This is a genomic window from Ruegeria sp. AH12 (assembly GCF_056541465.1).
Window position 1 is genome coordinate 458,127 of sequence record NZ_JBQFYL010000002.1, and the last position, 14,550, is coordinate 472,676.

12 protein-coding genes and 2 tRNA genes are annotated in these 14,550 nt (G+C 57.0%); 7 read left to right on the plus strand and 7 right to left on the minus strand.

Translation table 11 applies throughout. The annotated features are described in order from the left end of the window. Positions 1–11: 11 nt before the first annotated feature. The 4 genes from ACR0EL_RS06330 to mraZ are packed head-to-tail and all read right to left on the minus strand — an operon-like array spanning position 12 to position 3,661. On the minus strand, positions 12–1,799 hold the full coding sequence (locus ACR0EL_RS06330; RefSeq protein WP_353008243.1) for a peptidoglycan D,D-transpeptidase FtsI family protein: 1,788 nt from the start codon (positions 1,797–1,799) through the stop codon (positions 12–14). After that, positions 1,796–2,164: a cell division protein FtsL gene (ftsL, locus tag ACR0EL_RS06335; RefSeq protein WP_353008245.1), complete on the minus strand. Its 369-nt coding sequence runs from the start codon at positions 2,162–2,164 to the stop codon at positions 1,796–1,798. Before ftsL ends, ACR0EL_RS06330 begins: the two co-directional genes overlap by 4 nt. Next, positions 2,161–3,153, minus strand: coding sequence for a 16S rRNA (cytosine(1402)-N(4))-methyltransferase RsmH (gene rsmH / locus ACR0EL_RS06340; RefSeq protein ID WP_480499010.1), 993 nt, complete (start codon positions 3,151–3,153; stop codon positions 2,161–2,163). The genes ftsL and rsmH overlap by 4 nt, the downstream gene beginning before the upstream one ends. Before the next feature lie 4 nt (positions 3,154–3,157). Beyond that, positions 3,158–3,661, minus strand: a complete 504-nt coding sequence (gene mraZ / locus ACR0EL_RS06345; RefSeq protein WP_480498927.1) for a division/cell wall cluster transcriptional repressor MraZ — start codon at positions 3,659–3,661, stop codon at positions 3,158–3,160. A 713-nt stretch (positions 3,662–4,374) separates the two neighbouring features. Here mraZ and ACR0EL_RS06350 point away from each other — a divergent pair. Next, complete coding sequence (locus ACR0EL_RS06350; protein WP_480498928.1) at positions 4,375–4,788, plus strand: DUF1127 domain-containing protein; 414 nt, start codon at positions 4,375–4,377, stop codon at positions 4,786–4,788. A gap of 293 nt (positions 4,789–5,081) precedes the next feature. On the opposite strand, the gene ACR0EL_RS06355 is transcribed toward ACR0EL_RS06350, so the two are convergent. Continuing rightward, complete coding sequence (locus ACR0EL_RS06355) at positions 5,082–7,478, minus strand: ATP-dependent helicase (protein WP_480498929.1); 2,397 nt, start codon at positions 7,476–7,478, stop codon at positions 5,082–5,084. 177 nt (positions 7,479–7,655) lie between these two features. On the opposite strand from ACR0EL_RS06355, the gene ACR0EL_RS06360 reads away from it, so the two are divergent. From ACR0EL_RS06360 to ACR0EL_RS06370, 3 genes are all read left to right on the plus strand, one after another. Then, positions 7,656–8,792 carry an alpha-hydroxy acid oxidase gene (locus ACR0EL_RS06360; protein WP_480498930.1) on the plus strand — a complete coding sequence of 379 codons (1,137 nt, stop codon included), beginning with the start codon at positions 7,656–7,658 and terminating at the stop codon, positions 8,790–8,792. A gap of 146 nt (positions 8,793–8,938) precedes the next feature. Beyond that, the gene (locus ACR0EL_RS06365) at positions 8,939–12,376 is read left to right on the plus strand and encodes a pyruvate carboxylase (RefSeq protein ID WP_480498931.1); all 3,438 of its coding nucleotides are present in this window, start codon (positions 8,939–8,941) and stop codon (positions 12,374–12,376) included. An 81-nt stretch (positions 12,377–12,457) separates the two neighbouring features. After that, complete coding sequence (locus ACR0EL_RS06370; RefSeq protein WP_170532109.1) at positions 12,458–12,841, plus strand: MAPEG family protein; 384 nt, start codon at positions 12,458–12,460, stop codon at positions 12,839–12,841. A 15-nt stretch (positions 12,842–12,856) separates the two neighbouring features. Here ACR0EL_RS06370 and ACR0EL_RS06375 read toward each other — a convergent pair whose 3' ends face one another. After that, positions 12,857–13,009, minus strand: a complete 153-nt coding sequence (locus ACR0EL_RS06375; protein WP_480498932.1) for a hypothetical protein — start codon at positions 13,007–13,009, stop codon at positions 12,857–12,859. A 148-nt stretch (positions 13,010–13,157) separates the two neighbouring features. On the opposite strand from ACR0EL_RS06375, the gene ACR0EL_RS06380 reads away from it, so the two are divergent. From ACR0EL_RS06380 to ACR0EL_RS06390, 3 genes are all read left to right on the plus strand, one after another. Further along, positions 13,158–13,232 (plus strand) — tRNA-Gly (locus tag ACR0EL_RS06380). 33 nt (positions 13,233–13,265) lie between these two features. Further along, positions 13,266–13,340, plus strand: a tRNA-Gly gene (locus tag ACR0EL_RS06385). An 84-nt stretch (positions 13,341–13,424) separates the two neighbouring features. Next, entirely contained in the window at positions 13,425–14,291 is an 867-nt protein-coding gene (locus ACR0EL_RS06390; RefSeq protein ID WP_480498933.1) for a GNAT family N-acetyltransferase, read from the plus strand. Here ACR0EL_RS06390 and ACR0EL_RS06395 read toward each other — a convergent pair. Next, positions 14,288–14,527 carry an Lrp/AsnC family transcriptional regulator gene (locus ACR0EL_RS06395; RefSeq protein ID WP_170532103.1) on the minus strand — a complete coding sequence of 80 codons (240 nt, stop codon included), beginning with the start codon at positions 14,525–14,527 and terminating at the stop codon, positions 14,288–14,290. The two genes, ACR0EL_RS06390 and ACR0EL_RS06395, sit on opposite strands and share 4 nt — an antisense overlap. Positions 14,528–14,550: the final 23 nt, after the last annotated feature.

A 14,550-nucleotide genomic window follows, 5' to 3' on the forward strand; every position in this document is an offset into this window, starting at 1 on the left:
TCTCTGGCACCCTAATTCGAGGTCAGGGTTATAGCAGCGCCCGCCTCGGGCTCAAGCCGGGGGCGCAAGCCCAGCAAAGGAGCAACCCGCCCGATCAATTCAGCGGCGACGGGCACCGCCGTCCACCCGGCCGTCCGGCGCTTTTCGCCATAGGCCACGATCGACGGTTCGTCCAGCGTAACAATCAGCACATATTTTGGATCGTAAGCCGGGAAAATGGTGGCAAAGGTCGCGATCACCTTGTCATCGTAGTACCCGCCACGCGGCTTTGGCTTGTCTGCCGTTCCGGTCTTGCCTGCCACATCATAGCCTTTGACATCACCAAAGCTTGCTGTGCCGTCGGTGACCACCTTGCGCAGCATCTTTTGCGCCTGCGACGCAGCGCTGTCCGTCAGGACACGCGGGCCGTATTGAGGGCCGTTTTTCTTCAGGATCGTCGGGCTGACATAATGCCCACCATTGGCAATCGCCGCATACCCTGCCGCCAGATGCATCGGGCTGGTCGACAGGCCGTGGCCATAGGAAATGGTCACCGTACTCAGTTCACCCCATTTTTTGGGTTTGAGTGGCGCACCCCCGGAGGCCTCGACAATCTCGAACGGTGTTGGTTCGAACATGCCCAGCGTTTCCAGAAACTCCTGCTGTCTTTTGGCCCCGATCTGCAAGGCCAGCCGGCCGGTTCCTCGATTCGAACTGTGGACGATCACATCAGCGACGCTGATCTTGCCATAGTTCTTGCCGTTGAACTCACCAATCGGAAAACGACCGATCTTCATCGGGCCGGAGGTATCGATGATAGTCTCAGAATTCACCAACCCAAGCTGCACCGCCTGTGCTGCGGTGAATATCTTGAAAACCGAACCCAGCTCGTACACGCCCTGCACATAGCGGTTGAACAACGGGCTGTCGGAGGGATCAAAACCCGAGGTCGGCGGGCGTGGGCGGTCATTAGGGTCGAACGAGGGCAGAGAGGCAGCCGAGACCACCTCACCCGTATGGGCATTCATCAAAACCGCCGAGGCCCCTTTGGCGTTCATGATCTTCATGCCACCATAAAGCACCTGCTCGACCGCGGCCTGAATGGTCAGGTCCAGAGACAGTTGCAGCGGCTTGTTGCCATTGGCCGGATCGCGCAGGTAGTCGTCGAATTTCTTTTCGACCCCGGCAACGCCGATCACTTCAGCAGCACTTACGCCCTCGCGCCCAAAACCCGAGCCACCCAGAATATGCGCGGCCAGCTTACCGTTGGGATACAGCCGCATTTCACGGGGGCCGAACAGGATGCCGGGATCGCCGATGTCATGCACGGCCTGTTTCTGCTCAGGTGAGATGCGTTTCTTGATCCAAAGGAACTTGCGATTGCCGGTGAAGTCCTTGACCAGACGCTCTTTTTCCAGATCGGGGAAGATCGCCACCAGCTGATCCGCCGCCGCAATCGGGTCGATCATCAGAGGCGGCTGGGCGTAGACCGAATAGGTATCCAGATTGGTCGCAAGAATACGGCCTTCACGATCCACAATATTGGCACGTTGCATAGCAATCGAAGCCCCAGGCGCGCTCGCCAGCGGCTCTTGCGCCTCAGAGGTCGCAAGCATGCCCATGCGGACCCCAACAACCGAAAACGCGCAGAAAAAGAACAGGCCCAGCACAAGCAAACGCCCCTCAGCGCGGGCGCGCGCGCGATCTTTCATCTGCTCGTGGCGTTGCCGGATATTCTCGCGCTCGATGACCTTGGGGTTTTCCCCTTTTGCGCGCGCCTCAAGAACACGGGCTAGTGGGCGAAGTGGGGTACGTGTCATGGCAGCTGAACCTCGCCCAGGGCCTGCAGATCCGTAATGGCCTGCAATTCAATCGGATCAACAATTGGCAGATCAGGGTCCTCGGCATACGCGATCTGATCCGCACGCCCGAACTGTTCAGACCGCAAGGGCAGCAGGCCCAGACGTTCGAAGTTCAGATCGGCAAGCTCACGCAACCGATCCGGGCGGTTGAGATAAGCCCATTCGGCGTTTAGAACCGCCAGCCGCACCTGCGCCGTGCCAATCTGACGCTGCAACGACTGGGTTTCTTTCAACACCTGCTGGGTGCGGTAGTTCTCTTGATACGCCCAAAGCGCCAAACCAAACACGGACATGGCAGTTAACACATACAGAATACTCTTCATCTTGCCTTCTCCCCCAGCTGCGGCATGCCAATGGCCCGCGCATCGATTTCCCCCGCCGGAGCCTCAGTTCGTACCGCGACGCGCAGCTTGGCAGAACGCGCGCGTGGATTTTCCTGCAATTCCCGCTCATCCGGCGCCACGGCCTTGCGGGTCTTCAGGGTAAATTGCGGCAGTTCCTGTTCGATTTCGGGCGCATAGCGATTGGCCCGACCGGTCTTGCCCGCGCGCGATTGGAAGAACCGCTTAACCATCCGATCCTCGATGGAATGAAAGGTCACAACGGCCAGTTGTCCGCCAGGCTTCAAGGCCCGTTCAGCAGCCATAAGGCCCTGAAACAGCTCCTCATATTCAGCATTCACAGCAATCCGCAGCCCCTGAAAACTGCGCGTCGCCGGGTGCGATTGGCCCGGTTTCGGGCGCGGCAGACAGGATTCAATGATCTCGACCAATCGCAACGTCGTTGTGATCGGTGCCTCAGTCCGTGCTTTGATGATCGCTTTGGCGATACGCCGACTGGCCCGTTCTTCGCCAAAATGAAAGAGAATATCTGCCAGTTGAGCTTCGGTTGCGCCGTTTACCAGATCAGCGGCGCTTTCACCCTGTTGGCTCATGCGCATGTCAAGCGGCCCGTCTTTCATGAACGAAAACCCGCGCTCGGCCTGATCCAATTGCATCGACGACACGCCAAGGTCCAGAACGACTCCGTCCAAATCCTGCGCATATTCATCCAACCGCGAAAACACACCCGGCTGCATCACCAGCCGGTCACCATAGTCACGCGCCCAATCTGCTGCCATCTCAAACGCAAGCGGATCGCGGTCCACACCGATCACCTTGTCGGCGCCAGCCCCAAGCAGACCCCGCGTATAGCCGCCTGCGCCAAAGGTTCCGTCCAACCATACACCCGACACCGGAGACACCGCCGCCAGCAAAGGGCGCAGCAGGACAGGGATATGTGGGTTCGAAGATGAGGAGACAGCGCCGGACATGCCGTTACGCGTCCCCAACGCCATCGAGATAGACCATCGGGTCGAAATCATCCGGCAGATCGTCCATCCACTCTTCGGTCTTGGCCAGTTCTTCGACCTCATAGGTCTCGGGCTTCCAGATCTGGAAGGTGTCACCGGCGGCAATAAAGAATGCCTCATTTTCAAGGTCGATCTTGTTGCGCAGCTTGGCAGGCAGGACCAGACGTCCGGTCTCATCTACTGTCGTAGGGAAGGACTGACCGTGGAACATACGTTGCAGCATCCGCCGCTCCATCGAGCCGCGCGGCAAGGCATCGATCTTGTCATCGACCTCATCAATTGCCTGCATCGTATAGCATTCAAGGTATTTGCGACGGTGGTCGCCATAGACAATCACAAGCTCAGGAGTATCACCGGGCTGCCAGTTGGGATCAGAAGCTTCAAGCACACGGCGAAACGAGGCCGGGATCGACACCCTGCCCTTCGTGTCCACCTTATGGTGGCTTTCACCTCTAAACCTGCGCGCCAAGACGACTGTCCCTTTCGCTTGCGCCCCACCTCAAATTTCACGCCCCCGGATGAAAAACGGCGGGTTGATCTGCTGCCACTGATCAACCCGCCGCATTGACCCGCTGTGCGGGATGTCCAGCTGCGCGCGCCACCTGGGGGGATGTCTGCTCGCTCGCGCGCCGGATCTTCAGAGTGATGAAAGCGAAGTGCCTGTATGAAACCTGTTTGTTATTTGGTTTGGGGTCGTTTTGTGCCCCTGCTGCCTCGTCCTCATCGGATGCATATAGGGATGCCATGGGAATTCATGGAAATCAATAGGAAATTCAGGCCCCATGCTGACTCAGTGGCCAAACAACGGCTCTCAAATCTTTCTGCAGAGAACCTCAGACACCCCCTGTAGTGCCTCCCATCAAGCAAGACACTATATATATGTAAATCTCGTCGACCCATTCGACCCCATGATTTCCCGTACATTTTCAGATTTTTTCAGAGGACCGGGTGTTTTCGTCGATTTTCCTGCTCGTGAAGTCGAATCACCTCTCAAAAAAACTCAGAGATATCGCCAGAGTTCACCGCATCCCACGAATTCCCAGCAAGGTCACAGGACGCCTCCAAAAGACCCCAACACCGTTCGATACCCGGTTCGTGAACGCCTAAATTTTGTGATTTGTCGCTCAAACATCGCGCAGTCAGTCCGCGCATCAATTTTTTTTCAATGTAACGATTTTGCGAATGATCTGCCCAGAACTCATGTTTTTAGGGGCGATCAAGGTGCAGAGCATCAAGTTTTTGATATCTATGCATTTGCTGCATAGCAGCATTGTTATCGCTACCTATTGTGCAATTGCAGCATTGGCTTATCTTCAGTCTCAAGCAAACGCTGGAAATGACCAGCACAGAGATATGAAAGCGAGTGAGCAAATGGCAGTCGCAACCAACACTTCCGCGCTGAAAGGTGCACACAGCAACGGGCTGAACGCATGGATCGAAGCCGCCAAAACCCGCTTCGCCAGCTACCGGATGTACCGTCAGACAGTCAATGAGCTGTCCAACCTCTCGGATCGGGAACTGGCCGATCTCGGCCTGCACCGGTCGATGATCCGACGTCTGGCCAAGCAAGCCGCCGACGAACACACAGCGCGTTAAGCGCCCAGAACAACCGAGATCAGGCCCTTCCTCCTCCCTTTAGGGTCTGTAATCAGCGGCAGCATCTACCTCCTCCCTGATGCTGCCGCACCTTATACCGGCCCAAATAGCCGGAAACTGATACATCGGGGCTCTCCTCCTCCCTGCTCTGATGTTGCAAAGAGCGGCGGTTCCCTCTCCTCCTCCCTGGGAACCGCCGCTTTTCTTTTTCAAACAGCAAAAAGGGGCGCGAACGCCCCCACCTTCTTCTGTTTAAAAATACCTCGGAGCGCGAGGCAGAGCCTCGCAAAAGATCAAAACGGCACGTCGTCCTTGGCAGACAGGAACCGAGAGACAACTTTCTTGGTCCCTGCCTTGTCGAACTCGACCTCAACCTTGTCACCTTCGATGCCAACCACACCGCCATAGCCGAATTTCTGGTGAAACACCCGCTCACCCAATGTGAAACTGGCCACTGCCGTTGCATCGATTACCGTATTCCGGCTTTCCTTGGGTTGCGACACCCCGTACTGCCCCTGCCGCGCCTGCATCCGCTTCCAACCCGGCGAGTTGTAAACATTCGCTTCCGCCGCGCGGGTTTCAATACCCGCCGACACCTGCCCGCCGCCATACAACCCCGGAGGGGTCAGCACCTCCACATGATCCTCGGGCAATTCGTCAATGAATCGCGAGGGCATGGAGTTCTGCCACTGCCCGAACACCCGCCGATTGGCCGCAAAAGATATCGTGCAGACCTCTTCCGCACGGGTGATGCCCACGTAAGCCAAGCGCCGTTCTTCTTCGAGCCCCTTGAGGCCCGATTCGTCCATCGACCGTTGCGAAGGGAACAGACCATCCTCCCACCCCGGCAGGAACACCGCGGGAAACTCTAGCCCCTTAGCCGCGTGCAGGGTCATGATCGAGACCTTGGCGCCATCCGAATCCTGCTCATTGTCCATGACCAGACTGACATGCTCCAAAAACCCTTGCAGGTTCTCGAAATTGTCCAGTTGGTTTACCAGTTCCTTAAGGTTTTCCAACCGCCCGGGCGCTTCGGGTGTTTTGTCGTTCTGCCAGTGACCGGTATAGCCGGACTCGTCCAAAACGATCTGCGCCAGCTCGATATGCGTATGCTCGGGCGCGCCATAGCGTATGGGCGAAACGCCATCATCAATGACCGAGTCGTCATCGACTTCGATCCGAGGCCCTCGCGTCATCGAATTCCAGCGCGCCAGACCGTCGATCAATTCGCGCAGCGCCTTACCGCCCTTGCCTTTGATCAACCCGTTATCGACCGCAAGCCGTGCGCCTTCGACCAGAGACACCCCATTTTCACGGGCCACCACCTGAATCGTCTGCTGCGCCTTATCGCCCAAACCGCGTTTGGGTGTGTTTACGATCCGCTCGAATGCCAGATCATCCTCAGGGCTGACCACCAGCCGGAAATAGGCCATGGCATCACGGATCTCCATCCGCTCATAGAACCGCGGGCCTCCGATCACCTTGTAAGGCAGACCGATGGTCAGGAACCGATCTTCGAACGCCCGCATCTGGTGCGAGGCGCGGACCAGAATGGCGATCTCATCCAGGTTCATGGGCCGCACGCCCCGCGTGCCGCCCTGCATCGCGTCAATTTCCTCGCCGATCCAACGCGCCTCTTCCTCGCCATCCCAATGTCCGATCAGGCGAACCTTTTCTCCGTCTTCGCGATCAGTCCACAGTTCCTTACCCAACCGGCCTTCATTGCCGCGAATGACATTCGAGGCAGCCGCCAGAATATGTGGGGTCGAGCGGTAGTTCTGTTCTAAACGGACAACTTTTGTACTGGGGAAGTCTTTCTCAAATCGCAAGATGTTATCGACTTCGGCCCCACGCCAGCCGTAGATAGATTGGTCATCGTCACCGACGACACAAATGTTTCTGTCGTCGTTTGTTAGCAGGCGAAGCCAAAGATATTGCGCGACGTTGGTATCTTGGTATTCGTCCACAACTATGTATTTGAACCAACGTTGATACTGCTTTTGAAGGTCTTCATGAGTCCTCAAGACAGTTATCATGTGTAGCAACAGATCCCCAAAATCCACCGCATTCAATTCACGTAAGCGCGTTTGATACTGTGCGTAGAGTTCAATACCCTTGTTATTAAAGGCCCCAGCATCTGCCGAAGGTACTTTCTCAGGAGTCAGAGCGCGATTCTTCCATTCATCAATATGTCCGGCCAACAACCGAGGAGGCCAGCGTTTGTCGTCAATATTGGCCGCCTGCACCAACTGCTTGAGCAAACGCAACTGATCATCACTGTCGAGAATGGTGAAGTTCGACTTTAGATCGACCAGTTCCGCATGTCGCCGTAGCAACTGTGCACAAATAGAATGAAAAGTACCCATCCAAGGAAGCGGATGCCTAAGTTTGTAGGGATCCTCCTCCATTCGCTTTTTCATATCTCTGGCGGCCTTGTTGGTGAACGTCACCGCCAACACTTCATTCGGTTGTGCAAGACGGTTTCGGACTAAATACGTGACACGAGCCATCAAAGTTCTTGTTTTGCCGGTGCCGGCACCAGCCAAAATCAAAACGGGTCCATTGACCTGCTCAGCTGCATTACGCTGTTCGGGATTGAGATAGTTCAATTCATAAGGCTCGGTCCGAGCCATGGCCCTTTGGGATAGCGATGCGCCCTCGAAGGCGTCCATTTCGTCGTAACTGCTCATACCCCCAAACTACGCGGGTTGCGTGCCGAGGGGAAGAGTTTGTTCACGGCTTGTTCACTCATTTTTTTGGGGCCGAATATCCACAAATCACGAACGGACCTCACCCGAATGTAGGCGCAGACCCGTAAAACAACCTCAGATGCTTGCCGAATCGCAGCACAGGGCGGATCAATCCGCATGGATTTGCACAGCACTTACCCCGGTATTTCGGACCTGAAGCACCGCGCGCGACGGCGGTTGCCACGCTTTGTCTGGGATTATGTGGAAAGTGGCACGGGCATGGAAACTGCCCTGCAGCGCAACCGGGATGCCCTGGACCGTGTACAGCTTTATCCCGCAATCCTGCGAGGTGAGAGTGATTTTGACACCCGCACGCAGTTTTTGGGCCAGAACTACCCGATGCCTTTTGGTATTGCCCCGATCGGTATGTCCGGACTGGTCTGGCCGGATGCCGAAGGTCTGCTGGCCCGGACCGCCGCCAAGGCCCGGCTGCCCTACACGCTCTCTACGGTCGCGGCACAGAGCCCCGAAGATTTGGCACCCAGTATTGGCGAGAATGCATGGTTCCAACTCTATCCGCCCAAAGACCCTGAAATACGCGCTGATTTGCTGTCTCGCGCACGCAACGCGGGTTTTAAGACTTTGGTGCTGACGGTTGATGTTCCTGTGGCCTCTCGGCGCGAGCGTCAGACACGCTCTGGTCTCACGCAACCCCCAAGGCTGACGCCACGATTGTTGGCGCAGATCGCGATGCGACCAGCCTGGGCGTTGGGGATGTTGCGGCAAGGGTCGCCCAGAATGCGCACACTGGACAAGTACATAGACAGCGGACAGAACCTGCCGCCAACCGCCCATGTGGGGTATCTGCTGCGCACTTCGCCAGATATGGACTACGTCAATTGGCTGCGCGATCACTGGAACGGGCCATTGATCATCAAAGGTGTAATGCGTGCAGAAGACGCCGATCCGTTGGAGCGCGCGGGCGTTGATGCGCTGTGGGTGTCAAACCACGGGGGGCGGCAGTTCGATGCAGCCCCCGCCAGTATCGAGGTTTTGCCAGAACTGCGCTCGGCAACCAAGCTGCCCCTTATCTTTGACAGCGGCATCGAAGGTGGCTTGGACATCCTGCGGGCGCTGGCCTGTGGCGCGGATTTTGTCATGCTGGGGCGAGCATTTTTGTACGGGATGGCAGCCTTGGGTCCGCGAGGTCCGGCGCATGTGATCGATATTCTCAAGCAGGATATGCTGTCCAATATGGGACAGATGGGCACCTTTTCCTTGGATCAACTGACCCAAAGTAAATTAAAGAATTGATGCTGCAACGCAGCGACGTTAAGAAAAGCGCACAAATAAAAGGCGTTTGCGAGCGTTAACATGCCGGTTCTACCCAGAAAGACTGATGTATCTGCGCGTAGTGTCCGGCTAAGAACACGCCCAAACCATCAACACCGGGACCTGCCATGACTGACTTCAAAAAGATCCTTATCGCCAATCGCGGCGAGATTGCCATTCGCGTGATGCGCGCCGCCAATGAGATGGGCAAACGTACAGTCGCAGTCTATGCAGAAGAGGATAAGCTGGGTCTGCATCGCTTTAAGGCGGATGAAGCCTATCGCATTGGCGAAGGGATGGGCCCGGTTGCCGCTTATCTGTCGATTGATGAGATCATTCGTGTCGCCAAGGAATGCGGCGCAGATGCGATCCACCCCGGATATGGCTTGTTATCGGAAAACCCCAGCTTTGTGGATGCCTGTGTGAAGAACGGGATCACGTTCATCGGGCCCAAAGCGGAAACCATGCGCGCATTGGGGGATAAGGCCAGCGCGCGGCGGGTCGCCATCGAAGCAGGTGTGCCCGTGATCCCGGCAACCGAGGTTCTGGGCGACGACATGGATGCGATCCGGGCCGAAGCCAAGGAAATCGGCTATCCCCTGATGCTCAAGGCCTCCTGGGGTGGTGGCGGGCGCGGCATGCGCCCGATCGAATCCGAGGACGAGTTGGAAGAGAAGGTTCTAGAGGGTCGCCGTGAAGCCGAAGCCGCCTTTGGCAATGGCGAGGGCTATCTGGAAAAGATGATCACCCGCGCCCGCCATGTCGAGGTGCAGATTCTGGGCGACAAGCATGGTGAGATTTATCACCTGTACGAACGCGACTGCTCGGTCCAGCGGCGGAACCAGAAAGTCGTCGAACGCGCCCCTGCCCCGTATTTGTCGGAAAACCAGCGTGCAGAGATTTGTGAACTTGGCCGCAAGATCTGCGCCCATGTGAACTATGAGTGTGCAGGTACAGTCGAGTTCCTGATGGATATGGAAACCGGCAAGTTCTACTTCATCGAAGTGAACCCGCGTGTTCAGGTCGAACACACCGTTACTGAAGAGGTCACAGGTATCGACATCGTTCAGGCCCAGATTCTGATCGCCGAGGGCAAAACTCTGGCCGAAGCCACCGGTGCAGCCAGCCAGGCCGACGTGCATCTGACCGGCCACGCATTGCAGACCCGGATTACCACCGAAGACCCACAGAACAACTTCATCCCCGATTATGGCCGTATCACCGCCTATCGTTCGGCCACCGGGATGGGCATTCGTCTGGATGGCGGCACGGCTTATGCAGGCGGGGTGATCACGCGGTATTATGACTCACTGCTGACCAAAGTGACCGCGAAGGCACCGACTCCTGAGGCTGCGATTGCGCGCATGGATCGTGCACTGCGTGAATTCCGAATTCGCGGTGTCAGCACCAATATCGACTTTGTCATCAACCTGCTGAAACACCCGACCTTCCTGTCAAACGAATACACCACCAAGTTCATCGACACGACGCCAGACCTGTTTACCTTTAAACGTCGCCGCGACCGGGGCACCAAAGTGCTGACCTATATCGCGGACATCACCGTGAACGGGCACCCCGAAACCAAGGACCGCCCCGAGCCGCGTGCTGACCTGAAAGAGGCCAAACCTCCGGCACTGCGGGGTGAACCGCAGATGGGCACCCGCAATCTGTTGGAACAAAAAGGACCGCAGGCGGTTGCCGACTGGATGAAAGCCCAGCGTCAGCTGCTGATCACTGACACCACCATGCGCGACGGGCATCAGTCGCTGCTGGCCACGCGGATGCGGTCGATCGACATGATCAAGGTGGCGCCGACCTATGCGGCCAACCTGCCGCAACTGTTCTCGGTCGAATGCTGGGGCGGTGCGACCTTCGATGTGGCTTACCGCTTTTTGCAGGAATGCCCGTGGCAGCGTCTGCGTGATCTGCGCGAGGCAATGCCGAACCTGATGACCCAGATGCTGCTGCGTGGTGCGAACGGAGTTGGCTATACCAACTACCCCGACAACGTGGTGCAGGAATTCGTCCGTCAGGCCTCGCAGAATATCGACGTGTTCCGTGTGTTCGACTCGCTCAACTGGGTCGAAAACATGCGCGTCGCCATGGATGCGGTGGTGGAGAACGGCAAGATCTGCGAGGGCACCGTGTGTTACACCGGTGATATCCTCGACCCGGACCGCTCTAAATATGACCTGAAATACTATGTCGGCATGGCGAAAGAGCTGCGCGATGCAGGAGCACATATCCTGGGTCTGAAAGATATGGCCGGCCTGCTGAAACCCGCCTCGGCCAAGATCCTGATCCGCGCCTTGAAGGAAGAGGTTGGCCTCCCGATCCACTTCCACACCCACGATACCGCCGGGATCGCCAGCGCCACCATTCTGGCTGCCTCCGAGGCGGGCGTGGATGCTGTCGATTGCGCGATGGACAGCTTCTCAGGCAACACCAGCCAGGCGACTTTGGGCACTGTGGTCGAGGCCCTGCGCCACACTGACCGCGACACTGGTCTGGACATCAAGGCCATCCGCGAGATCAGCGACTATTTCGAAGCGGTGCGCGGCCAGTATGCGGCGTTTGAATCCAGCCTTCAGGCGCCAGCGTCCGAGGTCTATCTGCATGAGATGCCTGGCGGTCAGTTCACCAACCTCAAAGCACAAGCCAGGTCCTTGGGATTGGAAGAGCGTTGGCATGAGGTTGCGCAGATGTATGCGGACGTGAACCAGATGTTCGGCGATATCGTCAAGGTGACACCGTCATCGAAAGTGGTTGGCGACATGGCGCTGATGATGGTCAGCCAGGGCCTGACACGGGACGAGGTGGAAAGCCCGGACACAGATGTGGCCTTTCCAGACTCGGTCATCGACATGATGCGTGGCAATCTGGGTCAGCCTCCGGGTGGGTTCCCGAACACCATCATCCAGAAAGTGTTGAAGGACGAAGCACCGAACACGCAACGCCCCGGAAAGGACGTGCCTCCGGTCGATCTGGAAGCCACCCGCGCCGAACTGTCCAAGCAATTGGAGGGCAAGGAGGTTGATGACGAAGACCTCAATGGCTACCTGATGTATCCCAAGGTTTTCCTGGATTATATGGGCCGTCACCGCACCTATGGCCCCGTCCGCACCTTGCCAACCCGCACCTTCTTTTATGGCATGGAGCCCGGAGACGAGATCACAGCCGAGATCGATCCGGGCAAGACGCTGGAAATCCGCTGTCAGGCCATCGGCGAGACCGATGAAAAGGGTGAGGTCAAAGTCTTCTTTGAACTCAACGGGCAGCCTCGGGTGATCCGGGTACCGAACCGCATGGTCACATCGTCCACGCAGGCGCGACCCAAAGCCGAAGCGGGCAATCCCAACCATATCGGCGCCCCGATGCCGGGCGTTGTGGCAACGGTTGCGGCCAGTGTCGGACAACAGGTCAAAGAAGGTGATCTGCTGCTAACCATCGAAGCCATGAAGATGGAAACCGGCATTCACGCCGAACGCGATGCGGTGGTCAAAGCGGTTCATGTTCAGCCTGGCGGCCAGATTGACGCCAAGGACCTGCTGGTGGAACTGGAATAAGCTGTAAAATCAGCTAAGCTTTGAATGGCCGCGCGGGCAACTGCGCGGCCATTTTGCACGACCCTGACGGAGGCCCCAAGAATGCTGACCATTACCCCGATCTATGCTGCATTGATCGCAATTCTTTACGTCTGGCTCAGTGCAAAGGTCATCTCGGCGCGCCGCAGCGGGAAGGTCTCGGTCGGAGATGGGGATGACAAAGTGCTGATCAAAGCGATGCGAACACACTCAAATTGCGCGGAATATGCGCCTTTTGCGCTGCTCTTGATTGCAATGGTCGAGTTGCAGGGCGCACCTGGTCTGTTGGTGAATCTGTTGGGTTTGTTGATCCTGGCCGGACGGCTGATGCATGCCTATGGCTTCGGCCGCAACCCTCAGGTCGTTATTCTGCGGCAGATCGGAATGGTTTTGACTTTTGCCGCCATTCTGGTCAGCGCTATCGCAAGTCTTGTTCTGGCGCTTTAGGCCTCTGTGCTGGACTTATCCTGGCAGCGTGCTGACTACTACAACCGGTGCAGCGGCGATTGTGGGATATGTATGCCCAACGTGCTGCGGCTCGGCTTTGATGATCCAAAACCCCATCACAATCATCACCGCAAGCGCCGCCATTTTCAGGTCTGCAATTTGCATCATCTGTCCACCTCCGCCATTTTCGTTCTCAATTGCTCTGGTTCTTCAACGCACCAGACCCCGGTTTCCGTCGAAAGATTTTTACAGAATTTTGTGTTTTTCCGCTTGCAGCCTCGCGTGGGACTTTATACATCCCTCCTCACTCAACGGCGCGGGCGTAGCTCAGGGGTAGAGCATAACCTTGCCAAGGTTAGGGTCGGGCGTTCGAATCGCCTCGCCCGCTCCATTGAGAGGTCTTTGGACCACATATGTATCTGATGCGGGCGTAGCTCAGGGGTAGAGCATAACCTTGCCAAGGTTAGGGTCGGGCGTTCGAATCGCCTCGCCCGCTCCAGATACCAACCTTTCCTGAACATGCTGGTCCTTTGCAAAGCGTTGCGCCATTCTGGCGACACTGCGAATTACAGGATCATGTGACATGTCAGACTACGTCATCCGCCCCCTTACAGCAGCCGAGCTGCAGCACGCCGTTGACTGGGCCGGGCGCGAAGGGTGGAACCCCGGTCAGCACGACGCTGCGTGCTTCCGCCCAACCGACCCGGATGGCTTTCTGGGCGGGTTTCTTGATGGTGAAATGATCGCGTCAGTATCTGCGGTGAACTATGACGATGCGTTTTCTTTTCTGGGCTTTTACATCGTCCGTCCCGAATTTCGCGGATCGGGCCATGGGCTGGAGATCGCCCAGCACGCGCTGGCCCATTGCAAAGGGCGTAATATGGGTCTGGATGGTGTGGTCGAGCAACAGGACAACTATCGCAAATCCGGCTTTACCTTTGCCTATAACAACTACCGCTTTACCGGAACAAAGACCGGGATATTGGCCGCGCTTGGGTCGCAAGCGACTGCGAACATATCCGTTCTGACCGACATCTCCGAGGACCTGTTGGCCTATGACAGAGCCCTGTTCCCTGCCCCACGCGGCGTTTTCCTGCGTGAATGGCTGCACGCGCCTAGCCATGCCTCACGTGCCTTTGTCGAAAACGGGATGATCAAGGGCTACGTGACACTGCGCCCCTGCCAGACCGGATGTAAGATCGGGCCTTTGTTTGCGGACAGCCCTGACATCGCACAGGCGCTGCTGGTCTCAGTTCTCAACACCATCCCCGAGGATCACGCGTCGCATGAGGTGTTTATCGACATGCCCCAACCCAACGCCGCCGCATTTGCGCTCGCTGACGCGTTGGGACTTGAGAAGGTCTTTGAGACCGCACGGATGTACTCGCATCATGAGCCCGATATCGACCTGAGCCGGATTTTCGGCGTGACGACGTTTGAGCTGGGCTAGAACGCCTTGAACGTCATTGTCGTCAATGAGCGTTCGATACCGGGAATCACCAGCAGGTTTTCATTGATGAAATGGCCCACATCTTCGGATTCGGGAATATAAAGCTTGAGCATCAGGTCATATTCACCGCTGGTAGAATAGAGCTCGGAGTGGATTTCGCGCAGCGCGATCTCTTCCGCCACTTTATAAGTGGTGCCGGGTTTACAGCGGATCTGGATGAAAACGCAGGTGGACATGGGCCGGGCCTTGTTGGTTCGTG

Coding starts and splice junctions, on each gene's coding strand:
- ACR0EL_RS06355 (WP_480498929.1), bottom strand. CDS start 7,478: ATGAGCAGTTACGACGAAATGGACGCCTTCGAGGGCGCATCGCTATCC.
- ACR0EL_RS06370 (WP_170532109.1), top strand. CDS start 12,458: ATGCTGACCATTACCCCGATCTATGCTGCATTGATCGCAATTCTTTAC.
- ACR0EL_RS06365 (WP_480498931.1), top strand. CDS start 8,939: ATGACTGACTTCAAAAAGATCCTTATCGCCAATCGCGGCGAGATTGCC.
- ACR0EL_RS06330 (WP_353008243.1), bottom strand. CDS start 1,799: ATGACACGTACCCCACTTCGCCCACTAGCCCGTGTTCTTGAGGCGCGC.
- ACR0EL_RS06390 (WP_480498933.1), top strand. CDS start 13,425: ATGTCAGACTACGTCATCCGCCCCCTTACAGCAGCCGAGCTGCAGCAC.
- ACR0EL_RS06360 (WP_480498930.1), top strand. CDS start 7,656: ATGGATTTGCACAGCACTTACCCCGGTATTTCGGACCTGAAGCACCGC.
- ACR0EL_RS06375 (WP_480498932.1), bottom strand. CDS start 13,009: ATGATGCAAATTGCAGACCTGAAAATGGCGGCGCTTGCGGTGATGATT.
- ftsL (WP_353008245.1), bottom strand. CDS start 2,164: ATGAAGAGTATTCTGTATGTGTTAACTGCCATGTCCGTGTTTGGTTTG.
- ACR0EL_RS06350 (WP_480498928.1), top strand. CDS start 4,375: ATGATCTGCCCAGAACTCATGTTTTTAGGGGCGATCAAGGTGCAGAGC.
- ACR0EL_RS06395 (WP_170532103.1), bottom strand. CDS start 14,527: ATGTCCACCTGCGTTTTCATCCAGATCCGCTGTAAACCCGGCACCACT.
- rsmH (WP_480499010.1), bottom strand. CDS start 3,153: ATGTCCGGCGCTGTCTCCTCATCTTCGAACCCACATATCCCTGTCCTG.